25 protein-coding genes are annotated in these 22,001 nt (G+C 70.3%); 16 read left to right on the forward strand and 9 right to left on the reverse strand.

From position 1 onward, the window contains the following. Positions 1-2: 2 nt before the first annotated feature. Entirely contained in the window at positions 3-560 is a 558-nt protein-coding gene (locus IZR02_RS03290) for a phosphorylase family protein (RefSeq protein WP_025104480.1), read from the reverse strand. Between the two features lie 110 nt (positions 561-670). Between IZR02_RS03290 and nadE the strand changes: the two genes are divergently transcribed. The 3 genes from nadE to IZR02_RS03305 all read left to right on the forward strand — a co-directional run bounded on the left by nadE (position 671) and on the right by IZR02_RS03305 (position 5,858). After that, a complete protein-coding gene (nadE, locus tag IZR02_RS03295; RefSeq protein WP_025104479.1) occupies positions 671-1,489 on the forward strand; it encodes an ammonia-dependent NAD(+) synthetase in 819 nt (272 codons plus the stop codon). Positions 1,490-1,575: 86 nt separating this feature from the next. Then, on the forward strand, positions 1,576-5,058 hold the full coding sequence (locus IZR02_RS03300; RefSeq protein WP_025104478.1) for a TM0106 family RecB-like putative nuclease: 3,483 nt from the start codon (positions 1,576-1,578) through the stop codon (positions 5,056-5,058). After that, entirely contained in the window at positions 5,055-5,858 is an 804-nt protein-coding gene (locus tag IZR02_RS03305; protein ID WP_025104477.1) for a GNAT family N-acetyltransferase, read from the forward strand. The genes IZR02_RS03300 and IZR02_RS03305 overlap by 4 nt, the downstream gene beginning before the upstream one ends. Before the next feature lie 24 nt (positions 5,859-5,882). Here the strand turns inward: IZR02_RS03305 and upp are convergent, their stop codons facing one another. Then, complete coding sequence (gene upp / locus IZR02_RS03310) at positions 5,883-6,515, reverse strand: uracil phosphoribosyltransferase (RefSeq protein WP_025104476.1); 633 nt, start codon at positions 6,513-6,515, stop codon at positions 5,883-5,885. A gap of 81 nt (positions 6,516-6,596) precedes the next feature. Between upp and IZR02_RS03315 the strand changes: the two genes are divergently transcribed. Continuing rightward, positions 6,597-7,052 carry a nucleoside deaminase gene (locus IZR02_RS03315; protein ID WP_036292935.1) on the forward strand — a complete coding sequence of 152 codons (456 nt, stop codon included), beginning with the start codon at positions 6,597-6,599 and terminating at the stop codon, positions 7,050-7,052. A gap of 4 nt (positions 7,053-7,056) precedes the next feature. On the opposite strand, the gene IZR02_RS03320 is transcribed toward IZR02_RS03315, so the two are convergent. Then, a complete protein-coding gene (locus tag IZR02_RS03320; protein ID WP_025104474.1) occupies positions 7,057-8,028 on the reverse strand; it encodes a cation diffusion facilitator family transporter in 972 nt (323 codons plus the stop codon). Between the two features lie 59 nt (positions 8,029-8,087). Here IZR02_RS03320 and proC point away from each other — a divergent pair, with 59 nt between their 5' ends. Continuing rightward, positions 8,088-8,927, forward strand: coding sequence for a pyrroline-5-carboxylate reductase (gene proC / locus IZR02_RS03325; protein ID WP_025104473.1), 840 nt, complete (start codon positions 8,088-8,090; stop codon positions 8,925-8,927). 95 nt (positions 8,928-9,022) lie between these two features. On the opposite strand, the gene IZR02_RS03330 is transcribed toward proC, so the two are convergent. The 4 genes from IZR02_RS03330 to IZR02_RS03345 are packed head-to-tail and all read right to left on the reverse strand — an operon-like array spanning position 9,023 to position 13,525. Next, positions 9,023-10,615, reverse strand: a complete 1,593-nt coding sequence (locus tag IZR02_RS03330; RefSeq protein ID WP_025104472.1) for a hypothetical protein — start codon at positions 10,613-10,615, stop codon at positions 9,023-9,025. After that, on the reverse strand, positions 10,597-11,373 hold the full coding sequence (locus IZR02_RS03335; protein WP_217316566.1) for an ABC transporter ATP-binding protein: 777 nt from the start codon (positions 11,371-11,373) through the stop codon (positions 10,597-10,599). Before IZR02_RS03335 ends, IZR02_RS03330 begins: the two co-directional genes overlap by 19 nt. A 57-nt stretch (positions 11,374-11,430) precedes the next feature. After that, positions 11,431-12,102 (reverse strand): potassium channel family protein, encoded by a 672-nt coding sequence (locus IZR02_RS03340; RefSeq protein WP_025104470.1) that lies wholly within the window; start codon positions 12,100-12,102, stop codon positions 11,431-11,433. Next, positions 12,095-13,525 (reverse strand): TrkH family potassium uptake protein, encoded by a 1,431-nt coding sequence (locus IZR02_RS03345; RefSeq protein WP_025104469.1) that lies wholly within the window; start codon positions 13,523-13,525, stop codon positions 12,095-12,097. Before IZR02_RS03345 ends, IZR02_RS03340 begins: the two co-directional genes overlap by 8 nt. 104 nt (positions 13,526-13,629) lie before the next feature. Between IZR02_RS03345 and IZR02_RS03350 the strand changes: the two genes are divergently transcribed. Continuing rightward, positions 13,630-14,046, forward strand: a complete 417-nt coding sequence (locus tag IZR02_RS03350) for an ArsR/SmtB family transcription factor (protein ID WP_025104468.1) — start codon at positions 13,630-13,632, stop codon at positions 14,044-14,046. Positions 14,047-14,226: 180 nt separating this feature from the next. Here IZR02_RS03350 and IZR02_RS03355 read toward each other — a convergent pair whose 3' ends face one another. Further along, positions 14,227-15,054 carry an ABC transporter permease gene (locus IZR02_RS03355; RefSeq protein ID WP_025104467.1) on the reverse strand — a complete coding sequence of 276 codons (828 nt, stop codon included), beginning with the start codon at positions 15,052-15,054 and terminating at the stop codon, positions 14,227-14,229. Next, positions 15,051-15,953 carry an ATP-binding cassette domain-containing protein gene (locus IZR02_RS03360; protein WP_025104466.1) on the reverse strand — a complete coding sequence of 301 codons (903 nt, stop codon included), beginning with the start codon at positions 15,951-15,953 and terminating at the stop codon, positions 15,051-15,053. Before IZR02_RS03360 ends, IZR02_RS03355 begins: the two co-directional genes overlap by 4 nt. A gap of 102 nt (positions 15,954-16,055) precedes the next feature. On the opposite strand from IZR02_RS03360, the gene IZR02_RS03365 reads away from it, so the two are divergent. The 10 genes from IZR02_RS03365 to IZR02_RS03410 all read left to right on the forward strand — a co-directional run bounded on the left by IZR02_RS03365 (position 16,056) and on the right by IZR02_RS03410 (position 21,935). Further along, on the forward strand, positions 16,056-16,988 hold the full coding sequence (locus tag IZR02_RS03365) for a TetR/AcrR family transcriptional regulator (RefSeq protein WP_025104465.1): 933 nt from the start codon (positions 16,056-16,058) through the stop codon (positions 16,986-16,988). Positions 16,989-17,014: 26 nt separating this feature from the next. Continuing rightward, complete coding sequence (locus tag IZR02_RS03370; protein ID WP_025104464.1) at positions 17,015-17,941, forward strand: cyclase family protein; 927 nt, start codon at positions 17,015-17,017, stop codon at positions 17,939-17,941. A 75-nt stretch (positions 17,942-18,016) separates the two neighbouring features. After that, entirely contained in the window at positions 18,017-18,208 is a 192-nt protein-coding gene (locus IZR02_RS03375) for a helix-turn-helix domain-containing protein (RefSeq protein WP_025104463.1), read from the forward strand. 115 nt (positions 18,209-18,323) lie between these two features. Further along, on the forward strand, positions 18,324-18,422 hold the full coding sequence (locus IZR02_RS03380) for a 30S ribosomal protein bS22 (protein WP_003792170.1): 99 nt from the start codon (positions 18,324-18,326) through the stop codon (positions 18,420-18,422). Positions 18,423-18,501: 79 nt separating this feature from the next. Next, positions 18,502-18,804, forward strand: a complete 303-nt coding sequence (locus IZR02_RS03385; protein ID WP_025104462.1) for a rhodanese-like domain-containing protein — start codon at positions 18,502-18,504, stop codon at positions 18,802-18,804. Then, positions 18,801-19,097 (forward strand): glutaredoxin family protein, encoded by a 297-nt coding sequence (locus tag IZR02_RS03390; RefSeq protein WP_025104461.1) that lies wholly within the window; start codon positions 18,801-18,803, stop codon positions 19,095-19,097. The genes IZR02_RS03385 and IZR02_RS03390 overlap by 4 nt, the downstream gene beginning before the upstream one ends. Beyond that, on the forward strand, positions 19,094-19,396 hold the full coding sequence (locus IZR02_RS03395) for a Dabb family protein (RefSeq protein ID WP_025104460.1): 303 nt from the start codon (positions 19,094-19,096) through the stop codon (positions 19,394-19,396). The genes IZR02_RS03390 and IZR02_RS03395 overlap by 4 nt, the downstream gene beginning before the upstream one ends. 142 nt (positions 19,397-19,538) lie before the next feature. Beyond that, positions 19,539-20,351: a basic amino acid ABC transporter substrate-binding protein gene (locus tag IZR02_RS03400; protein ID WP_025104459.1), complete on the forward strand. Its 813-nt coding sequence runs from the start codon at positions 19,539-19,541 to the stop codon at positions 20,349-20,351. A gap of 34 nt (positions 20,352-20,385) precedes the next feature. Continuing rightward, positions 20,386-21,183: an amino acid ABC transporter permease gene (locus tag IZR02_RS03405; RefSeq protein ID WP_025104458.1), complete on the forward strand. Its 798-nt coding sequence runs from the start codon at positions 20,386-20,388 to the stop codon at positions 21,181-21,183. Further along, a complete protein-coding gene (locus IZR02_RS03410; RefSeq protein WP_025104457.1) occupies positions 21,180-21,935 on the forward strand; it encodes an amino acid ABC transporter ATP-binding protein in 756 nt (251 codons plus the stop codon). The genes IZR02_RS03405 and IZR02_RS03410 overlap by 4 nt, the downstream gene beginning before the upstream one ends. Positions 21,936-22,001 lie beyond the last annotated feature (66 nt).

Raw genomic sequence — 22,001 nt, forward strand, 5'->3', positions numbered from 1 at the left:
GGTCAGACCCCGTATTCGGCGCGGATCACCTCGCGCAGCTCGATGCTGCACCGGGCGATGGCCTCGCGGAAGTCGGCCAGGGCGCCGTCCTCCGCCTGGTCGGAAACGGCGCGGAAGGCGCGGATCGGCACGCCGAACTGCCCCGCCACCCAGATGTAGGCGTAGGTCTCCATGTCCACCAGGGCGGCACCCATCGGCCGGATCACGGCGGTGACCTCGGCGTCGTTCACGAAGTGATCACCCGTGGCGATCACGACGCCCTCGCGGCCTGTGGTCACCTGCGGCGGAAGCGAGACGTGCCGTCCGACGACGCCGTCCAGGTCGATCACGTCGTGCTGAACCGCGGTCGCGATCTCGTGCACCGCGTACGCACGCCCCTTCTCGATGGAGCCCGCGGTGCCGACGACGACGACCTCGTCGTAGCTCTTCGCGTCGAGGGCGCGGGTCAGGGCGTACGTCGCCGGCAGCTTTCCGGGGCCGGTGACCAGGCGGTCGAAGCCGTCGAGCTCCTCGGGGAAGGCGGACAGTTCGGACTCGAGGGCGGCGACGAGGAGCTTCACCGCTTCAGTCTCTCAGGTCGCGGCCGGATACCGCGTCCCGGCGAAGTGGCGTGACCCGCACGAAACACGGAAGGGGGATACTGGAGCCGAACCGATGAGCGGAGGACAACGTGTCGTTGCAGAAGCAGATCGCGGAAGACCTGGGCGCCCGGCCCGACATCGATCCCGAAGCGGAGGTGGAGCGTCGCGTCGGCTTCCTCGCGGACTACCTGCGCACGACCGGCGCGAAGGGCTTCGTCCTCGGCATCTCCGGCGGACAGGACTCGACGCTCGCGGGGCGCCTCGCCCAGCTCGCGGTGGAGCGGGTGCGTGCGGAGGGCGGGGAGGCGACCTTCCTCGCGGTGCGCCTGCCCTATCGCGTCCAGCACGACGCCGACGACGCGCAGGCGGCCCTGGACTTCATCGCGCCGGACTCGTCGATCGAGGTCAACATCCAGAACGGCGTCGAAGGCGTCGAGAAGGACATCGAGTCCGCCGTCTCCAGCGACATCTCCGACTTCAACCGCGGCAACATCAAGGCCCGCCTGCGCATGGTCACCCAGTATGCGCTCGCCGGTCACGAGGGTCTGATCGTCATCGGCACCGACCACGCCGCCGAGGCCGTCACGGGGTTCTACACGAAGTTCGGCGACGGGGCCGCTGACGTGCTCCCGCTGGCCGGTCTCACGAAGCGACAGGGGCGGGCCCTGCTCCAGTTCCTGGACGCTCCGGAGCGCCTGGCCTTCAAGGTCCCCACCGCCGACCTCCTCGACGACCAGCCGGGGCGCACGGACGAGGACGAGCTGGGGCTGACGTACGAGCAGATCGACGACTTCCTCGAAGGGCGGGAGGTCGACCCCGAGGTCGCCGGCCGCATCGAGGCGCGGTACCTCGCGACCCAGCACAAGCGTCATCTCCCGGTGACCCCCGACGACACCTGGTGGCGCTGACCGCGACCCGTCGTGCGGGACCGCCCGCTTTTCGCCGTGTCGGATGCCGCGGATAGTGTCGAAGCAGCCGACAGAACGGGAGAATCGTGCGGATCGACACAGGGGCGCAGCGGGTCATCTGGAGCGCGAGCGACCTCAAGGCGGCCGCCGAGTGCGAGTTCGCATGGTCGCGGGCGATCGACGCGAAACTGGGTCGGGTCCCCGCCGTCGAGGAGCCGGAGGACGCGACGCTCCTCCGCGCCGCCCAGCTGGGAGACGTGCACGAGCAGAACGTGCTCGACCGCTACATCCGGGAGCTCGGCGACGAACGGGTGCACCGGATCGCCAAGGTCTCCTCGAGCGATCCTGAGGCGCTCGCGGCCGCCGTCGACGAGACGCTGAGCGCTCTGCGGTCCGACGCGCTGGTCGTCTTCCAGGCGGCCTTCGCCACCGACGAGTTCGTCGGGTTCGCCGACTTCCTCCGCCGCGATGCGGACGGACGCTGGCGGGTGCAGGACTCGAAGCTCGCCCGAAAGGCCCGCGTGACCGCCCTCATGCAGCTCGCGGCATATGTCGATCAGCTCGACCGGCTCGGCATCCCTCGAGCCGACGAGGTCGACCTCATCCACGGGGACAACAGCGTCAGCACGCACGCCGTCGACGACCTCCTTCCGCTGTTCCGTGTGCGTCGGTCGCGGCTGCGCGCTCTCATCGCGGACCGCGCCGTGGCCGATGGCGCCGCCGGGGCGCCCCTCGCGTGGGGTGACGACCGCGGCGACCTGCGCGTGGTCGCCTGCGGGCGCTGCGCCACCTGCGAGGAGCAGGTGCTGGCCCACCGGGACCTCCTTATGGTCGCCCGCATGCGTCCGGTGCAGCGGGCCCGTCTCCGCGCCGCCGGGATCCTCACGATCGACGACCTGGCTGCGGCGACGCAGGCCCCCGAGGGCATGAACGTCGACACCTTCGAGAACCTCCGCGCCCAGGCCCGGGTGCAGCTGCGGGCGGATGCCGAGGGCGCGGCGACGTACGACGTGCACTACGCCGCGGCGATCCACACCCTCCCGGTGCCCAGCCACGGCGACATCTTCTTCGACTTCGAGGGCGATCCGCTGTACACCGAGCCCGCCCCCGACGGCGAGGCGGAGTGGGGCATCGACTACCTGTTCGGCTGGGTCGACAACGCCGACCAGTACACCGCTCTCTGGGCGCACTCGTTCGCGGAGGAACGCCGGGCGCTGGAGACCTTCCTCGACTTCGTGAAGGTGCGCCGCGCCGCGCACCCCGGCATGCACATCTACCACTACGCCCCCTACGAGACCTCGCATCTGGTCGCGATGGCCGCCCGCCACGGCGTGCGCGAGGGCGAGGTGGACCGCCTCCTCCGCGAAGGCGTGTTCGTCGACCTGTACCCGCTGGTGCTGCGCACCGTGCGGGTCGGGTCGCGGTCCTACTCCATCAAGAAGCTCGAGCCGCTCTACATGGGGGAGGACGTGCGCACGAGCGACGTCCAGAAGGGCGACGACTCCATCGTGCAGTATGTCGCGGCGCGGGAACTCGCGGCAGCGGGCGCGCAGGCCGAGGCCGACGCCGTGCTCGCCGACCTCGCCGACTACAACCGCTACGACTGCGTCTCGACCCGCCGGCTGCGCAACTGGCTCATCGAGATCGCCCGCGCGGAGGGCGTGACGCCGGCCCCGCCGGACGATGCGGACGAGGTCATCTACGAGCCGTCGCCGCGTTCGCTCGCTCTGCTCGGCGACGCGGAGCGTGCGGTGGAGGTCGGTGACGACGGGCTCGTGCACCGGATCGCGGCGGCCGCCATCGACTACTTCCCGCGCGAGGCGAAGAGCTTCTGGGTCGCGCACTTCCAGCGGCTTCGGGAGCCGGTCACCATGTGGGACGGCACGCGCGACGTGGTGAAGGTCGATGCGACCCGCTCGCGGGTGCGCCGCGACTGGAGCATCGGCGAAGGCCGCCGAGTGCTGTCGCGGGAGCTCGAGATCCGCGGCGAGGTGTCCCCGGGCACGACGCTCGGCCCCGGCGCGCAGCCGTTCGCGCTCTACGACGTCCCGGCCCCGTTCGACACCGACGTCCCGTCGCGGGCCGTGCACGTGCCGCACGGGGTCACAGTCGTCGAGGTGCTGGACGACGGGTACCTCGTGGTCGAGTCCGCCGTGCAGGGACAGACCTGGGACGACCTCCCCGTCGCGTTGACCCCTGCCGCGCCGCCTCGCGTGGTGTCGCTGCAGCAGGCGATCGACGAGTGGGCGGACGCGGTGCACGCGGCCGCCCCCGACTTCCCTGAGGACGCGGCCACCGACATCCTGCGCCGCCTGCCTCCGCGCACGGTGTCGGGGAACGCGCTTCCGGCCGCCGGCGACGATCCGATCGACGCGATCGTCCGCGGAGTCCTCGACCTCGACCGCAGCTACCTCGCGGTGCAGGGGCCTCCGGGCACAGGGAAGACCTACACCGGCTCGCAGGTGATCGCCCGGCTCGTCAACGAGCACGGCTTCCGCATCGGCGTCGTCGCGCAGTCCCACGCGATCATCGAGACGCTCCTGGAGCGCGTCGTCGCCGACGGTGTCGCCCCGGGTCAGGTGGCGAAGTGCCCCAAGGATGCCGACGCCGATCCCGGCTACACGGTGATCCCGAAGACCGGGATGGCCGCCTTCCTCGCCGAGCATGAGAACGAGGGTGCCGTCGTGGGCGGCACCGCGTGGGACTTCAGCAACACGCAGCGGGTCGCCAGGGGAGAGCTCGACCTGCTCGTGATCGACGAGGCCGGACAGTTCTCGCTCGCCTCCACCATCGCGGTGGCCGCCGGTGCGCAGCGGCTCCTGCTCCTCGGCGACCCTCAGCAGCTGCCCCAGGTCAGCCAGGGCGCCCACCCGGAGCCGGTGGACACCTCTGCGCTCGGCTGGGTGATGGACGGCGATCCCGTCGTGCGTCCGGAGTACGGCTACTTCCTCGCCCGCTCCTGGCGCATGCACCCGTATGTCGCGGCTCCGGTGTCGAAGCTCGCCTACGCCGGGAAGCTCGCGTCCGCTCCCGGTACCGAGCGGCGCGCGGTCGAGGGCATCGACCCGGGCCTCCACGTGGTGCCGCTGCGGCACCGCGGCAACGCGACCCAGTCCCCGGAGGAAGCCGCCGAGGTGGTGCGTATCGTCCGCGACCTCGTCGGCCGCACCTTCCACGACAACGACGCGGAGGGCAGCGTCCGCCCGCTGAAGCCGGAGGACATCATCGTGGTGGCGCCGTACAACGCGCAGCGGCAGCTCGTGCACGATGCGCTCGCGGCGGCCGGTTTCGGCGGGGTCCCGGTGGGGACCGTCGACAACTTCCAGGGCAAGGAGGCGGTCGTCTCTATCACGACGCTCGCCGCGTCGAGCGGTCGGGATGCCCCGCGGGGCCCGGAGTTCCTGCTGCTGCAGAACCGGCTCAACGTGGCGATCTCCCGCGCGCAGGTCGTGGCCTACCTCATCCACTCGCCGGCGCTGCTCGACGATCTGCCGTACACGCCCGAGGGCGTCGCGAGGCTCAGCGCCTTCGCCCGCCTGGTGGGCGCGGCTGAAGAGGAGGAATCATGATGTCGTCCGTCCCCGGGTCTGCTTCCGTCGAGACGCCGACGGCCGATGAGATCCTGCGCGCCGCCGCCGCAGGGGCGTGGTTTCCTCGCGGCAGCGAGGACGCCCGCGACGATCTGCTGCTCGTGCGCTACCCGGAGCGGTTCGGAGGCGGCGTCCGCGGCTCCCAGGTGACGTCGACGCGGCCCGCCGCCGAGGTGCTGGACGGAGCGCTGGAACGCACCAGAGCCTGGGGCGAGAACGTCTTCACGTTCTGGACCAACCCCGCGGACGACCCGGACCTCGAGGACGAGCTCCAGCGCCGCGGTGCGGTGCACTTCGACACCGTCACGGTGTTCGCGCGTCCGACCATCGGAGCCGCGGTCGACGTGCCGCCCGGGGTCACCGCCGAGGTCGTGCGCACGAGGGACCAGCTCCGCGAGGTCGACGCGATCAACGTCCCCGTCTGGGAGCAGCAGCCGCTGGACGAGGACGGTCTGGACGCCGAGTTCGCTGAACTCACCGCAGCCCTGTCCACGGGGGAGGGTTTCCGGGTGCTCGGCCGCATCGACGGTCGCGCGGTGAGCACCGGCGGCTGCACGATCGTCGACGGGTTCACCCGCCTGTGGGGAGCGGCGACACTCGACGCCCACCGCGGGCGCGGTGTCTATCGGGCGGTCCTCGCGGAGCGCCTGCGACAGAGCGCCGCGCGCGGGGCCGCAACGGCGCTCGTCAAGGGCCGCGTCTCGACCTCGGCACCGATCCTCGCGAGGGCCGGCTTCACGCGTTACGGCGAGGAGCGTGGCTACCGCCTGACCCTCTGACGCGAGTCGAGAGCGCGAGCGAGGTCAGACGGTGCCGTAGAGGCGGTCGCCTGCATCGCCGAGGCCGGGCACGATGTAGCCCTTCTCGTCGAGGCGCTCGTCGAGCGCTCCGAGGACGAGGGTCACATCACGGTCGCCCGCCATCGCCTCGATCGCGGCCACGCCCTCCGGGGTGCCCAGCAGGCAGATCGCGGTGACGTCCTTCGCGCCGCGGTCGAACAGGAACTGGATGGCCGCGGCCAGCGAGCCGCCGGTCGCCAGCATCGGGTCGATCGCGAAGCACTGACGGTCGGAGAGGTCGTCCGGAAGCCGCTCGGCGTAGGTGGTGGGCTCGAAGGTCTCCTCGTCGCGGACCATGCCGAGGAAACCGACCTCCGCGGTGGGGAGGAGCTTGACGAGGCCTTCGAGCATGCCGAGACCGGCGCGCAGGATCGGCACGACGATGGGCCGCGGCTCGGAGATCTTCACGCCCGTGGTCGTGGTGACCGGCGTCGTGATCTCGATCGGCGTGACCTTCACATTCCGCGTCGCCTCGTACGCGAGGAGCGTCACGAGCTCCTCGGTCAGCTGGCGGAAGACCGGCGACGGGGTGCGCGCGTCGCGCAGCACCGAGAGCTTGTGGGTGATGAGAGGGTGGTCGGCGACGTGAACACGCATGGATACAGGCTAATGCGCGCCGCGTCCGCGCACGACATCGGGTGCCGTGGCGGCCGCCTCGTGCTGCCGTAGGCTCGGGGCATGACCGCCGCCGACCGCCTCGCGATGCAGCGGGCGCTCGAGCTCGCCGCCGAGGCCGCCACCGCCGCGGAGATCCCCGTCGGCGCCGTCGTGCTCGACGCGGACGGCCGTGTCGTGGCCGAAGGGCGGAACACCCGGGAGGCTACGCACGACCCGACCGGGCACGCCGAGATCGAGGCGATCCGCGCCGCGGCGTCGGCCCGCGGGTCGTGGAACCTCGACGGCTGCACACTCGTCGTCACCCTCGAGCCCTGCGTGATGTGCGCCGGGGCGATCCTCCAGGCACGCATCGGCCGCGTGGTCTTCGGCGCGTGGGACGACAAGGCGGGAGCGGCCGGCTCGATGTACGACGTGCTGCGTGACCGCCGCCTGCCCTATCGCGCGGAGGTGATCGGCGGCGTGGACGAGCACGCGTCCATCGCTCTGTTGCGTGCCTTCTTCGAGGACCGTCGCTGAACGCTCAGTCCGAGGACTTGAGGACGAAGACGTCCGTCGAGGGCTCCGGATCGATCGCGGGACGGTAGACGTCCGGCTCGATGTAGACGACCCGGGCGACCGGCACGGCGGCGCGGATGCGGGCCTCGATCTCGTCGATGTCGTCCGCGACCTCGCGCAGCGGCTTGTCGGCGCTGAGCGCGATCTTCGCGGCGACCATCAGCTCGTCCGGCCCGAGGTAGAGGGTCTTCATGTGGATGATCTTCTCGATCTCCGGACCGTCGTTGATCGCGTCCACGATGCGGTCGTAATCGGCGGGCGTCGCGCCCTCGCCGACGAGCAGGCTCTTGGTCTCCACACCCAGCACGATCGCGATGAGCACGAGCAGGACGCCGATCATCACGGTGCCGAGGGCGTCGAAGACGGGGTTGCCGGTGAGGAGCGTGAGGCCGACGCCGAGCAGGGCGAAGGTGAGGCCGGTGAGGGCCCCGACATCTTCCAGGAGGACCACGGGGAGCTCCGGCGCCTTGGACCGCCGGACGAAGGAGAACCAGGACTGGCCCTTCTCGCGGACGACGTTGCTCTCGCGCACGGCGGTGCGCAGCGAGAACGACTCCAGGCCGATCGCGATGAACAGCACGACGAGCGGGAGCCACCACCAGGTCTGGTCGATCTCATGCGGGTGGGTGAGCTTCTCCACGCCCTCGTAGACCGCGAAGAGCCCGCCGACGGAGAAGAGGATGATCGACACGACGAACGCGTAGACGTAGCGCTCGCGGCCGTAGCCGAACGGGTGCGCGCGGTCCGCGTGGCGCTTCGCCTTGCGGCCGCCGAGCATCAGCAGGAGCTGGTTCCCCGAGTCGGCGACGGAGTGGATCGCCTCGGCGAGCATCGAGGCCGAGCCGGAGAGGGCCCACGCGAGGAACTTCGCGAGAGCGATGCCCAGGTTCGCCAGGAACGCCGCGACGATGGCCTTGCTGCCTCCGGATGCACTCATGCGACGAGTCTAGGACGGGAGTCCGAGCGGCACAGGAGCGCCCGCCGTAGGATGACGACATGGTTGATGCGCTCCCGTCCCTCGCGTTCCTCGGTGCCGGATCCATGGGGGGAGCGATCCTCCGCGGCGTGCTCGCGTCTGGCGTCCCGGTGGACGGAGGGATCACCGCGACGAACCGCACGCCGGAGAAGGCGGAGGCGTTCGCGGGTCTCGACGGCGTCACCAGCATCGCGCTGTCCGAGCGGCCGGAGGGCAATGCCGACGCCGTGGCCGGCGCACGGGTGGTCCTGGTCGGGGTGAAGCCGGCGATGGTCCCTGACCTGCTCCGCGAGATCGCGCCGCACCTCAGCCCGGAGACCGTCGTGGTGAGCCTCGCCGCGGGGGTCACGCTGCAGACCTTCGCGGATGTCCTCGGCCCGGAGGCCCGCGTCATCCGCTCGATGCCGAACACCCCGTCGACGATCCGCAAGGGGGTCACCGGGCTCGCGGCCGGCGCCGCGGCGACCCCCGACGACCTCGCGCTCGTGCGTCGTCTGTTCGAGACGGTGGGGGCGGTGGTGGAGGTCCCCGAGTCGCAGATCGATGCGCTCTCGACGATCTCGGGCTCCGGTCCCGCCTACGTGTTCCTCCTCATCGAGGAGTTCACCGCGGCTGCGCGGGAGATGGGCTTTGCCGACGCGGACGCTCGTCTGCTGGCCGAGCAGACCTTCATCGGCGCGACCGCGCTGCTGGATTCGACGGGGGAGGACCCCGCCGAGCTGCGCCGTCGGGTGACGAGTCCGAAGGGGACGACGGAGCGCGCCGTCGCCGTGCTCCAGGACGCCCACCTGTCCGACACCTTCGCCGCCGCTGCCGCCGCCGCCCTCGCTCGCGCGAAGGAGCTCGCCGCCGGCGCCTGATCCCACCCTCGCGGGAACAGGCGATCACGCGAGTTCAGGCAGCCAGCACCCCTGGAGCCTGAACTCCCGCGAGCGCCTGTTGCGGCGATGTGCGGCTAGGCCTCGCTGGCGACATCGGCGAGCACCTCGGGCCAGCGCCGCTGCAGGGTGCGACCGCCGAGCACCGTGCCGCCCCACAGCGCGACACCACCGAGCACGACGGCGGCCGCGAGGCTCGCCCAGCCCAGGGGCGGGATCCAGATCGACGCGATCGCGAAGCCGAGGGCGGGGCCGCCGAGCAGCAGCGTGATCGGCGACATGATGAGCATCGCGAGGAAGGACTGCGCGCCGCCGGAGGAGCCGCGTCCGAACGGGTTGGCCTCGGGAGCCGGAGCTCGCCCGGGCAGGAACGCGCCCACCCAGGAGCCCGCGCCCGCCGACACCGCCATGAGTCCGAGAGCAGCGCCCAGGCTGCCCGGAAGCAGATCCGGACGCCCGGCCAGCAGACAGGTCACGACGCACAGGAGGATCGTGACCGGCACCGCCACCAGCGCGAACCCGAGCAGGCGTCCGACGCGGTCGGCCGTCCCGCTCACCCCGGTGAGGATGTGCAGCGCGACGGCGTCGTTGTCGTAGGCGATCGCCATCTGCACGATGCTGCCGGCGAGGAGGGCGTTGATCGCGGGGATGAGGGTGATCGCGGGCGCGAATCCGGTACTGTCCTGCTGCAGTCCGTTCATGAGCGCGAGCCCGAGGAAGATCGCGGGGAGCAGCAGGAGCATCACGATGTTGACGACCTGACGCGGGTCGCGGCGGAAGTAGCGGAGCGTCCGTCCCGCGATGGCGCCGACGGGCCCCGCGGGAAGAAGACGGTCGAGCACGCCTCCCGAGCGCACGCGTCCGCCCCCGCTCGACTGCAGGGGGGCGACGAGGCGCGCAGCGAGCATCCGGCGCGCGGCGACCCAGAAGACGACGAGCGTGGCGGCGGCGATGAGCAGCCGCAGGACGGCGGTGATGACGTCGCCTTGTGCCACCGCGGCGGGGACTCCGAACACGGCCGCCACCGGCGTCCACGCGGCGACCTCGGCGACCGTCGTGAAGGCGCCACCGACGTCGCGCACGGTCGACAGCGCCTGCAGCCCGATGTTGAGGAGGAGGCCGGAGGAGGCCAGCAGCACCACGCCGAGGGTGAGGACGAGGTCACGCGTCCGCCGACGGGCGAGCCATCCCGCGAGTAGCCCGCTCACGACGCGGGCGCCGAGGACGCAGGTCGCGAGGGCCACCGGGACCATGAGCACCGCGACGAGGAGGGCCGGAACGCTGACCGACCATCCCACGAGCATGAGCAGCAGGGCCAGGGCGGTGCCGATGCCGCCGATCGTCGTCATCCCCGCCACGACCAGTCCGGGGAGGAGAGCGCGGGCGGTCACCGGAAGCAGGGCGAAGCGCTCGGGGGCCAGCGAGTCGTCCGCACTGACAAGGATCGACCCGATCCACCACCCGAGCACGATGATGGCGCCGGTGAGCACCATCGCGGTCACAGCGGCGTCCGGGGCGCCCACCCGCAGCGCGATCAGACCCACGGTCAGCAGGCCCAGCATGCTCAGCGCGATGAGACCCACGATCACGAGGGTCACGATCATCCAGGGGTTGCGCCTGAGCTGATGTCCGAGCTGTCGCAGCCGCAGGCCTACGAGGAGCGCAACCACGCGAGCGTCTCCGTTCCGAGGTCGTGCGCGCCCACGAGGGTGAGGAAGCGCTCCTGCAGTGTGAGCCCGGCCCGCACCTCGTCGAGGGCGCCGTGGGCGAGCAGACGCCCCTCGGCGACGATGGCGACGCGGTCGCACAGCGACTCGACGAGCTCCATGACGTGGCTGGAGAGGACGACCGTGCCGCCGCCGTCCACGAAGGAGCGCAGGATCTGCCGGATCGTCTGTCCGGAGACCGGGTCGACGGCTTCGAGGGGTTCGTCGAGGATCAGCAGCCGGGGCGCGTGGATGAGCGCGCAGGCCAGGCCGATCTTCTTCTTCATGCCGGCCGAGTAGTCGACGACGAGCGTGTCGCCCGCCTCCGTCAGGCCGAGCGCGTCGAGGAGCTCACCGGAGCGGGAGACGACCTCGACCTCCGGCATCCCGCGCAGCAGGCCGGTGTACCGCAGCAGCTCGGCGCCGCTGAGCCGGTCGAGCATCCGGATGCCGTCGGGGAGCACGCCCATCCGCGCCTTCGCGGCGGCAGGGTCCTGCCAGACGTCGGCGCCGAGCACCCAGGCCGTCCCGGCGTCCGGGCGCAGGAGCCCGGTGGTCATCGCGAGCGTCGTCGTCTTGCCGGCACCGTTCGGGCCGAGCAGCCCCAGCATCGAGCCCGCGGGGACGTCCAGCGACAGCGCGTCGACGGCGACCTTCTGGCCGAACTGCTTGCGGAGCCCGCGGAGGGCGAGGACGGGCGGTGCGGGGGCGTGATCGCTCATGCCCCCATCCCACCACGCCTGCCGCGACCGGCGCATCCGCCGCGGGGAGGACCCGGCTCAGCGGTCGAGGGCGGCGAAGCGCTCGATGTCGCTGTTCGTCCCGGAGACGATGATGAGGTCGTGGTTGGTCACGATCGTGTTGGCCTCCGCGTAGCGGAACGGCTTGCCCGGGCTCTTCACGCCGACGACGGTGACCTTGTACTTCGAGCGCACACCGGACTCGTTCAGACCGACGCCGCGGATGAACTTCGGCGGGTACATCTTGGCCAGGACGAAGTCGTCGTCGAAGCGGATGAAGTCGAGCATGCGCCCGCTCACGAGGTGGGCGACGCGCTCGCCGGCCTCGCGCTCGGGGTAGATGACGTGGTTGGCGCCCACGCGGGCCAGGATCTTGCCGTGCGACTGGGAGACCGCCTTCGCCCAGATCTGCGGCACCTTGAGGTCGACGAGGTTCGCCGTGATGAGCACGGACGCCTCGATCGAGGAGCCGACGGCGACGACCGCGACCTGGAAGTCCTGGGCGCCGATCTGGCGGAGGGCGTCGATGTTGCGGGCGTCGGCCTGCACGGTGTGCGTGACGCGGTCCGACCACTTCTGCACGAGCTCGAGGTTGTCGTCGATCGCGAGCACCTCGCGGTCGAGGCGGTCGAGCTCACCGGCGCACGCGGCACCGAAGCGGCCGAGACCGATGACGAGGACGGGAGCGTCCCCCCGAAGGACTTCAACCAACGATCGGCCTTTCCACGGGCAGTGAGTAGTACTGCGTGCGCGATGTCGCGGCGACTGCCGCAGCGAGAGTCACTGTACCAACGCGGCCCATGAAGATCGTCGCGGCCATGACGTACGAGGCGGAATCCGGAAGCTCCCCGGTGAGGCCCGTCGAGAGCCCGACCGTGCCGAACGCGGAGATGACGTCGAAGAGCACGTGGCTGATGTCGGCCTTGGTGATCTGCGCGATCACGATGGTCGACAGCGCGACGATGGTGGCGCCCCAGGCGACGACGCTGAGGGCGACCCGCTGCACGTCGCTGGGGATGCGGCGGCCGAACGCCTCGACGGACTGGCGGCCCTTCGCCTCGGACCAGACGGCGATCGCGAGGACCGCGAGGGTCGTCACCTTGATGCCGCCCGCCGTCGACGCCGACCCGCCGCCGACGAACATGAGCATGCTGGCGGCGAGCAGCGACGAGCCGTTGAGGTCGTCCATCTCGATGACGTTGAAGCCTCCGGAGCGGGTCATCGCGGAGAGGAAGAACGCCTGGAAGGTCGTGTCCGCCGCGTCCATCGAGCCGAAGGTCTTCGGGTTGTCGTACTCGAGGATGAGGAAGGCGGCCGCGCCGAGGATGAAGAGCAGCACCGTGGTGACGATGGTCAGCTTCGAGTGCAGCGACCACCGCTTGACGTGCCAGACGTGCTTCGCGAGCGTGTAGATCACCGGGAAGCCGATGCTCCCGAGGAACACGCCGACCATGAGCAGCGACAGCACGAGGTAGTCGTCGGCGAAGACGGCCACTCCGCCGTCGTTCGGGGCGAAGCCGGTGTTGGTGAACGCCATCGCCGAGAAGTACGGGGCCTCCCAGAGCGCAGCGATCGGGTCGACCCCCGCCATCACCAGCGCCGGATACAGGAGGGCGGCGAGGGCCGCTTCGATGAAGAGGGCGGAGAGGGCGACCGTGGTGAGCAGCTGGCCCACCTCGCCGAGGCGCACGGTCTGGCTCTCGTTGACCACGCCGCCGTGCGCGCGGAGCGGGTTCGTGTCGCCGGCCGCCATGAGCTTGGCCCGCAGCCCGAGGCGCTTCGAGATGAGCATCCCCATGAGGGAGGCGAGGGTCAGCACGCCGAGGGCGCCGATGTTGACGCCGATGAACACGACGACGTGCCCGAACGGCGACCAGTGGTTGGCCATGTCGACGGTCGCGAGGCCCGTCACGCAGATCGTGGAGACGGCGGTGAAGAGCGCGTCGCTGAGCGGTGTCACCGTGCCGCTGGCGGACGCGATCGGCAGCGAGAACAGCACCGTGAACACGAGGATCAGCAGCGCGAAGACGGCGATGGCGAACCGGGACGGCGACGAGGTGATGAGGTGCTTCACCCGGCCGGCGGCTCCGGGAAGACCGGTGCGAGGAGACGACGCCGAAACGATGCCCGACATCGCTGCCCCCTTCTTCCGCGCCGTCCGTTCCACGGCCGCAGCACGGCGCCTCTCGCCGAGCCTTCGTCATGGTACTCCGTGCCGGGGCGCACTACCCTGATCACATGACGGACATCTTCGACGTGATCGCAGACGGTACGAGGCGCGACATCCTCCAGCTCCTGCTCCGACGCACGTCCGAAGGCGAGTCCGGCACGAGCGTGAGCCAGATCGTGGCCGACCTCGGCATCAGTCAGCCCACCGTCTCGAAGCACCTCAAGGTGCTCCGCGACGCCGAGCTCGTCACCGTCCGCGAAGACGGGCAGCGCCGCTTCTACAGCCTGTCCGTCGCGCCGCTGGAGGCCGTCGACGACTGGCTGGTCCCGTTCCTCGTCGATGCGTTCGGCGATGCGGCACCGGACATCGCCTATCCGGGCGCCCCGATCCCCGACGGCGCCGCGCACGCGGCCGAGGTCGTCGGGCGTGCGGCCGCCTCCGCCAAGCACGTGGTCACGAACGCGCTGAAGCGTCTCGGCGCCTGATCCCGCGCCCCGCACAGACGGAGAACCGCCCCCGACGGCAGTGGGGATGCCGTCGGGGGCGGTGTGCGGACCCCAGATCCGCGCGGACTCGGCAGGTGCCGGCACGGGTCCTGCAGCCGACCCTGGCAGGGCTGTCTGAGCGATCGGGCAATGCGGGCTATGCGCGGGCTGGGCGTCGGCTCATCGTCGTCCGGCCTTTCGTCGAAACAGCCACGCGCCCCACAGCGCCGCCACGAGGAGGATCGCCACGCACCAGCCGATCGCCCACCATGCCTCCGCCTGCATCGGGGTGTCCATCAGGAGAGCGCGGATGGTCTCCACGATGGGCGTGATCGGCTGGTGGGCGGCGATCGGCTGGAGCCAGTCGGGCATGCTCGCGACGGGGACGAAGGCACTGGAGAGGTACGGCAGGAACAGCAGGACGAAGCCATAGCCGTTCGCTGCTTCGGGGCTGCCGGCGGCGAGCCCGATCGCGGCGAACAGGTAGGTGATCGCGAGGATGTAGAGCGCGATCATGCCGGCCAGGGCGACCCACTCGAGCGGAGTGGCCGATGGGCGGAATCCGACCAGTACCCCGACGCCGATCACGACGGCGGTCGCCACGAGGTTGCGGAGGACACTGGCGACGACATGCCCGGTGAGCACGGCGCCGGCGCGCAGGGGCATGGTACGGAACCGGTCGATGATCCCCGTGCGCATGTCGTTCGCGACGTACACGGCGGTGGAGGAGGCGCCGAAACCGGCGCACGTCAGGATGATGCCGGGGACCACGTAGTCGACGTAGGCGCCGGAGGGATCGATGGCCCCGCCGAACACCCACGTGAACATCAGCATCAGCATGACGGGGAGCAGGATCGCCATGAGGAGGGACTCGCCGTCCCGGAGGGAGTGGCGGAGGCTGCGCCCGACGAGGACGGTCTCGGCGGTGAGGCCGCGGAGGGGTGGCCGCGGGGCGGGGGCGGCCGCGGGCCCGGAGGTTCCGGGCACAGTGGCGTGGGCGATGTTCATGCGAGCTCCTTCCGGGGCGCGGCGCCTGCGGTCGCGGCGTCGGGAGCGGTGACGGCGAGGAAGACGTCGTCCAGGGTGGGGCGACGGAGCGTGACGGTGCCGGCGCCGCCGTCCTCGTCCAGGAGGTCGAGCGCTCGGCGGAGACCGCTCACCGAGCCGTCGGTCGGGATCTCCCGCTGGAGCTCCCCGCGGTCGTCGCGGAGCTCCACCGTGTCGCCGCCGACCCGGGCCTTCAGCGCCGCGGCCGTTCCGAGCGCCGCGATGCGACCGTCGTGGAGCACGGCGATGCGGTCGGCGAGCTGATCCGCCTCCTCGAGGTACTGCGTCGTGAGGAACACCGTCGTGCCGCCGTCCGCGAGGACCCGGATGATGTCCCAGAGGTCGCGCCGACTGCGGGTGTCGAGCCCTGTCGTCGGCTCGTCGAGGAAGAGGACCTCCGGGGCCACGACGAAGCTGAGGGCGAGATCGAGACGCCGACGCATGCCGCCGGAGTATGTGCGGACGGCGCGGCCGGCGGCCTCGCCGAGATGGAAGCGATCGATGAGATCCGCGGCGCGACGCCGCGCGCCGGCACGACCGAGCCCGGACAGACGGGCGAACATCACCACGTTCTCGGTCGCGCTGAGGGCGTCGTCCACGGCGGCCGACTGACCGGTGAGGCTGATCCGTCGCTGCACCTCCCGCGGGTGAGTCCGCACATCCCAGCCGGCGACGCGCGCCGTGCCTCGATCCGCCGCAGTGAGGGTGGTGAGGATGTTGATCGTCGTCGTCTTGCCGGCGCCGTTGGGCCCGAGCAGAGCGAACACCTCGCCACGGGCGACGGTGAGGTCGAGATCACGAATGACGGTCTTCGCGCCGAAAGCCTTGTGCAGGTCGTGGACGTCGATGGCTCTGTCCATCAGGGTTCCCTTCTGTGTATCTCCAAAACTGTGTATGAGCAACGCAATCATGTATGACCGTAACACACTGTTTAAGCAATAAACAGAAGTAGGATGAAAGCCATGACCGAGAAGGAGCCACCCGAGCTGCCGCGCGGGATCGCGCTTGCCTGGGGTGTCGCGGCCGATCCGCAGCGCGGCCCGAAGCGGGAGATGAGCGTCGAGAAGATCGTGGAGGCGGCGGTCGCCCTCGCCGACGCCGAGGGGCTCGGTGCCGTCTCGATGGCTGCGGTCGCCGCGCGTCTGGGATTCACGCCCATGTCGCTCTACCGGTACGTCTCCGCCAAGGACGACCTCCTGCTCCTCATGCAGGAGGAGGCGACGGGCCTGCCGCCGGAGAGCCATCTCGAGGTCGAGGGGTGGCGCGAGCGGCTGCTCGCCTTGTACGAGGCGCAGATCCTCGTGTATCTGCGGCATCCCTGGATGCTCTCGCTGCCGATCTCGGGTTCACCGATCACACCGAACAGCTCCGCCTGGCTGGATGCGGGCCTCGCCGCCCTCGATGGCACCCCGCTCACAGCAGAGGAGCGGATCGCCGTCGCACTCGCCGTCACCGGCCATGCCCGCTGGTGCGGGATCGTGCAGGCCGGATACACCGAGCAGTCGCGGTCGTCCGGTCTGAGTCCGGACGAGGTCGCGGCCCGTGAGGCCTCGCTGTTCGATCGGGTCATCACCGCTGACGAGTTCCCCGCCCTGCGGCGGGCTATCGAAGACGGCGTCTTCCTGTCGTCGGCCGACCCGTTCCGCTTCGCGGTGGAACGCACCCTCGACGGCGTCGCCGCGTACATGGCGGGCCTCGAACGCGGGGAGCGGCACATCGTCGTGGAGGAGTGGGTCGATCTCGACGTCGCCGAGCTCGCTGGAGACAAGCGGCTCAAAGAGGCGCAGAAGGCCAGCCGTGAGGCGGAGAAGGCCCTTCGCGCCGCGCGCAAGGTCGAGCGGCAGGCCCTACGGGATGCGCGCGAGCGGATCGCCAAGGCGAAGAGATCCGCCTGAGTCCTCCGGTCCGGCAGGATGGGCGCATGACGGACGAGTACCGCGCGCATTTCGACTTCGCGATCACCTTCGCCAACGGCGGCGGGCTGCAGGGGCAGGGGTTCCGACTCGATCTGCCACGGGAGGACGTGACCGCGGACGAGGTCGCAGCCCTGCTCGTCGCCCATCTCGGCCTGGCGCTCGTGGGCGAGGTCGAGCTCCGCGACCTGCGGATCGTCGCCGAGCCGCACCGGGGCAGCCGTGGCGTCGCGGCTCCGGCTCGTGGAGACCGCACCGAACGGGTCGTGGACCTGAGCCACCCGATCGCGGAAGGCATGGTCACCTATCCCGGGCTGCCGGCGCCGACCATCACCCCGCACCTCACCCGCGCGGCGTCGCGCGAGCGCTATGCGCCGGGGACGGAGTTCGCGATGGACGTGATCACGATGATCGGCAACACGGGTACTTACGTCGACGCGCCGTTCCACCGCTATGCGGACGGGGCCGACCTGGCGTCGCTCGACCTCGACACCCTCGTGGACCTGCCCGCCGAGGTCTTCCATCTCCGCGACGCGTGGACGCCCGAACGGCGGGGTATCAGGGCGGCGACGATCGCGGATCGTGAGCTCCGCGACACCGCGGTGCTCCTGGACACCGGCTGGAGCCGGTTGTTCGGCACGCCCGCCTACGGCACCGGCTCGCCCTTCCTCACCGAGGACGCGGCGCGCTTCCTCGTGGACGCCGGGGTGCGCCTCGTCGGCATCGACGCGCTCAACATCGACGACACGGAGAGCGGCGGGGAGCGACCCGCGCACAGCATCCTCCTCGCGGCGGGCGTGCACGTCGTCGAGCACCTCACCGCTCTGGATCGCCTCCCCGCGCGCGGGGCGCGGTTCACCGCGGCCCCTCCCGCGATCCGCGGGTTCGGGACGTTCCCGGTCCGGGCGTTCGCGACCGTGCCGACATCCCACTGATCACAACAGCCACGCGGGTTTACACGCGTCCCAGCGACCCCATAGAGTGTGCTCATCGAGAAAGGGGTACGTGGGATGCCCGAGGTTCCAGACGTCCGATTCCTGACGGTGGCCGAAGTCGCCGAGCTCATGCGCGTGTCCAAGATGACCGTGTACCGGCTCGTGCACGCCGGTGACCTCCCCGCCATCCGATTCGGACGGAGCTACCGCGTGCCGGAGTCCGCCGTCGCGGAGGCTCTGCAGCGGCCCATCGCCGACGCCGGCTGACGAAGGGGCGCGGGGCACCCTCCTGAGTTTGCTAGGATGATCCGAGGCATTTTTCGTGCTCGTACCCGGGTGTCCGATTCCGGCGACACCCAGCCCCTGACTTAGTGAGGTTTCCGTGGGTTCTGTCATCAAGAAGCGCCGCAAGCGCATGGCGAAGAAGAAGCACCGCAAGCTGCTTCGCAAGACTCGCCACCAGCGCCGCAACAAGAAGTAAGCGGCCAGACACCGAGCGCCTGTCTTCGGACGGGCGCTTTGTGTCTCTGCGCGCCGTTCCGCACCGCCGAGAGGATGTCATGAAGTCGATCACCGTCGCCGAACTCGCCGAGCGCTCCGGCACGCCCCTCATCGATGTCCGGGAGGTGCACGAGTTCCAGGCCGGCCACGTCCCCGGCGCCGTGAACATCCCGATGTCCGAGATCGGCAACCGCCTGGACGAGCTCCCGGCCGAGTCGTTCGACGTGATCTGCCAGGCCGGCGGCCGCTCGGCTCGCGTGGTCGAGGCGCTCGAGGCCCGCGGCTACGACGCGACCAACGTCGAGGGCGGCACCGGCGAGTGGATCGCCCAGGGACGCGAGGTGGAGGTCCCGTCGTCGTGACGACGCTGACCCTCATCGGCAAGCCCGACTGCCATCTGTGCGCCGTGGCCTCCGAGGTCGTCGACGCGGTCGTCGCCGAACTGCCGGACGCCGCCGCGGAGCGCATCCAGATCGTCGAGGCGTCGATCCAGGACGACCCCGCCCTGTACGAGCAGTGGTGGGAGAAGATCCCCGTCGTCCTCATCGACGGACGACTGCATGCGCACTGGCGCGTGTCCCCCGACCGTCTGCGCGAGGCGCTGGAGGAAGCCGTCGACGCGGAGGCCCGTGCCGACCAGAAGGAGCTGCGATGACCATCCGCCATGTCGTGACCTGGAAGCTCGCCGCGGAGGACGCGGGGGAGCGGCAGGCCCAGGCGGCCGAGGTCGCCCGTCGGCTCAACGCCCTCGACGGCGTCGTGCCGCAGCTGCGCAGCATCTGGGCCGGTGCGAACGACGTGTACCCGGACGCGAACTGGGACGTGACCCTGGTCGCGGACTTCGACTCCGTCGCCGACCTCGAGCAGTACCAGGTGCACCCTGCGCACGAGGAGGTCGCCGGGTACATCCGCTCGGTCGTCTCCGGCCGTGTGGCGGTCGACGCCGAGCTCTGAGCGTCGAGCGTCGTCCTCGCGGCACCGAAACACAAACGTAATGCGGCGCGAGGGGATGTCATTGGTCACGCGACGAGCCGCATGTTTAGATGAACTCCTACCCGTCCGTGGGCTCACCCGCCCCCGACTCCCAGGAGCCGACATGTCCCGTCGTAACCTCTTCGCCGGCCTCGCGATCGCGGCCACCGCCACCCTCGCGCTCGCCGGATGCGCCACCGGCTCCTCCGATGCGGGCAGCGGCGGCGAGCCCGCCGCCGGCGACGAGTACGGCCTCGTCGAGGCGGGCACGCTCACCGTCTGCTCCGACATCCCCTACCCGCCGTTCGAGTTCGAGGGCGACGACGGCGAGTACACGGGCTTCGACATCGACCTTCTCGGCGCGATCGCCGAGCAGCTCGACCTCAAGCTCTCCGTGCAGGATGTGGGCTTCGATGCGCTGCAGTCGGGGACGACCCTCGCCGCCGGCACCTGCGACGTCGGCGCCTCGGCCATGACGATCACCGACGAGCGCAAGGCCAACATCGACTTCTCCGACCCGTACTACGACTCGCTGCAGTCGCTGCTCGTGCGCACCGACTCGGGCATCGAGTCCATCGACGACCTCGACGGCAAGAACGTCGGCGTGCAGCAGGGCACCACGGGCGAGGCGTACGCGACCGAGAACGCGAAGGGCGCGCAGCTCGTGCAGTACCCCTCCGACGGCGAGCTGTGGCCGGCCATCCAGGCGGGGCAGATCGACGCGATCCTGCAGGACCAGCCCGTCAACCTCGAGCACGAGAAGGCCGACTCCTCCTACGAGATCGTCGAGACCTACGAGACCGACGAGTCCTACGGCTTCGCCTTCGCGAAGGGCGAGAAGGACGAGCTCCTCGACGCCGTGAACGGTGCGCTCGCGGAGCTGAGGGACAACGGCGAGTACCAGAAGATCTACGACCAGTACTTCACGGCGAACTGAGCCGGGGAACACGGAGGTCGGGAGGACCTTGACAATGGCGTTGAGGCGCACCACCAAGCAGAAGCTCTACCGGTACACCGTCTATGCGGTGCTGATCGCGATCGCCGTCTGGATCGCGTTCAGCACCGACTGGGCCCGGCTCGGGCAGCTCTTCTTCAACCCCGAGGTCGCAGCCAAGATGCTGCCGGGGATCATCACGACCGCGCTCGTCAACACGCTGTGGTTCACGGCGGTGGCGTTCACGGGCGGCCTGCTCCTCGGCGTGATCCTCGCGCTGATGAAGCTGTCCGAGATCGGTCCGTTCCGGTGGATCGCGACCGTCTGGATCGAGCTGTTCCGCGGACTCCCCGCCCTGCTCACGATCTTCGCCATCGGGTTCATCGTGCCGATCGCGCTCGGTGTGCGGGCGCAGGAGCTCGGCGGTCCCGTGGTGCTCGGCCTGATCGGGCTCGTGCTCGTGGCATCGGCCTACATGGCCGAGACCATCCGCGCGGGACTCCAGGCCGTGCCGAAGGGACAGACCGAGGCGGCGCGTTCGCTCGGCATGTCGCCCATGAAGACGACCTTCTGGATCGTGGTCCCGCAGGGCTTCCGGATCATCATCCCGCCGCTGACGAACGAGTTCGTGCTGCTGCTGAAGGACACGTCGCTGCTGTTCGTCGTCGGCACGTTCGTCTGGTCGAAGGAGCTCACCACCTTCGCCCGTGACGCCAGTACGCAGAACGCCAACGGAACGCCGCTCATCATGGCGGCGATCCTCTACCTGATCGTGACGATCCCGCTCACGCGTTTCAGCGCGTGGCTGGAGCGTCGGATGGCGAGGACACGATGAGCACCGACCTGATCGACGTCCAGGCCCCGGCGATCGCGATCCAGGACCTGCACAAGAGCTTCGGCGACAACGAGGTGCTCAAGGGCATCGATCTGACGGTGCTCGCCGGCGAGGTCGTCTGTGTGATCGGCCCGTCCGGTTCCGGGAAGTCGACGCTGCTCCGCTCGGTGAACCTCCTGGAGGAGCCCACGGGCGGCAAGGTGCTCATCGAGGGCATCGACATCACCGATCCCGACATCGACATCGACCGCGTGCGCACCCGCATCGGGATGGTGTTCCAGAGCTTCAACCTCTTCCCGCACCTCAGCGTGCTCGGCAACCTCACGATCGCGCAGCAGCGGGTGAAGAAGCGCTCGAAGGCCGAGGCCGACAAGGTCGCCCGCGCCATGCTCGAGCGCGTCGGTCTCGCGGAGAAGGCCGACGCGTACCCCGGGCACCTCTCGGGTGGGCAGCAGCAGCGCGTGGCCATCGCCCGGGCGCTGTGCATGAACCCCGACATGATGCTGTTCGACGAGCCGACGTCGGCCCTCGACCCGGAGCTCGTCGGCGAGGTGCTGCAGGTCATGCGGTCGCTGGCCGACGAGGGCATGACGATGCTCGTGGTCACGCATGAGATGGGCTTCGCGCGCGAGGTCGGTTCGCGGCTGATCTTCATGGACGGTGGACACATCGTCGAGGAGGGCGACCCCCGCGAGGTGCTCGCGAATCCGCAGCACCAGCGCACGAAGGACTTCCTCTCCCGCGTCCTCTGACTCTCTCCGCCGCGGAGTCGCCGAGACCCCGGGCATTCGCCGAGACCCCTGGCTGCAGACGTCTGC

Source organism: Microbacterium paraoxydans (genome assembly GCF_019056515.1).
Taxonomy (GTDB): Bacteria; Actinomycetota; Actinomycetes; order Actinomycetales; family Microbacteriaceae; genus Microbacterium.

What these genes read in the sequence shown, in the direction of transcription:
- IZR02_RS03405 (WP_025104458.1), top strand. Translation starts at nt 20,386, where the DNA reads ATGGCGTTGAGGCGCACCACCAAGCAGAAGCTCTACCGGTACACCGTC.
- IZR02_RS03355 (WP_025104467.1), bottom strand. Translation starts at nt 15,054, where the DNA reads ATGAACATCGCCCACGCCACTGTGCCCGGAACCTCCGGGCCCGCGGCC.
- IZR02_RS03345 (WP_025104469.1), bottom strand. Translation starts at nt 13,525, where the DNA reads ATGTCGGGCATCGTTTCGGCGTCGTCTCCTCGCACCGGTCTTCCCGGA.
- IZR02_RS03305 (WP_025104477.1), top strand. Translation starts at nt 5,055, where the DNA reads ATGATGTCGTCCGTCCCCGGGTCTGCTTCCGTCGAGACGCCGACGGCC.
- IZR02_RS03315 (WP_036292935.1), top strand. Translation starts at nt 6,597, where the DNA reads ATGACCGCCGCCGACCGCCTCGCGATGCAGCGGGCGCTCGAGCTCGCC.
- IZR02_RS03320 (WP_025104474.1), bottom strand. Translation starts at nt 8,028, where the DNA reads ATGAGTGCATCCGGAGGCAGCAAGGCCATCGTCGCGGCGTTCCTGGCG.
- IZR02_RS03410 (WP_025104457.1), top strand. Translation starts at nt 21,180, where the DNA reads ATGAGCACCGACCTGATCGACGTCCAGGCCCCGGCGATCGCGATCCAG.
- IZR02_RS03350 (WP_025104468.1), top strand. Translation starts at nt 13,630, where the DNA reads ATGACGGACATCTTCGACGTGATCGCAGACGGTACGAGGCGCGACATC.
- IZR02_RS03370 (WP_025104464.1), top strand. Translation starts at nt 17,015, where the DNA reads ATGACGGACGAGTACCGCGCGCATTTCGACTTCGCGATCACCTTCGCC.
- IZR02_RS03375 (WP_025104463.1), top strand. Translation starts at nt 18,017, where the DNA reads ATGCCCGAGGTTCCAGACGTCCGATTCCTGACGGTGGCCGAAGTCGCC.
- upp (WP_025104476.1), bottom strand. Translation starts at nt 6,515, where the DNA reads ATGCGTGTTCACGTCGCCGACCACCCTCTCATCACCCACAAGCTCTCG.
- proC (WP_025104473.1), top strand. Translation starts at nt 8,088, where the DNA reads ATGGTTGATGCGCTCCCGTCCCTCGCGTTCCTCGGTGCCGGATCCATG.
- IZR02_RS03365 (WP_025104465.1), top strand. Translation starts at nt 16,056, where the DNA reads ATGACCGAGAAGGAGCCACCCGAGCTGCCGCGCGGGATCGCGCTTGCC.
- IZR02_RS03400 (WP_025104459.1), top strand. Translation starts at nt 19,539, where the DNA reads ATGTCCCGTCGTAACCTCTTCGCCGGCCTCGCGATCGCGGCCACCGCC.
- IZR02_RS03360 (WP_025104466.1), bottom strand. Translation starts at nt 15,953, where the DNA reads ATGGACAGAGCCATCGACGTCCACGACCTGCACAAGGCTTTCGGCGCG.
- IZR02_RS03395 (WP_025104460.1), top strand. Translation starts at nt 19,094, where the DNA reads ATGACCATCCGCCATGTCGTGACCTGGAAGCTCGCCGCGGAGGACGCG.
- IZR02_RS03335 (WP_217316566.1), bottom strand. Translation starts at nt 11,373, where the DNA reads ATGAGCGATCACGCCCCCGCACCGCCCGTCCTCGCCCTCCGCGGGCTC.
- IZR02_RS03385 (WP_025104462.1), top strand. Translation starts at nt 18,502, where the DNA reads ATGAAGTCGATCACCGTCGCCGAACTCGCCGAGCGCTCCGGCACGCCC.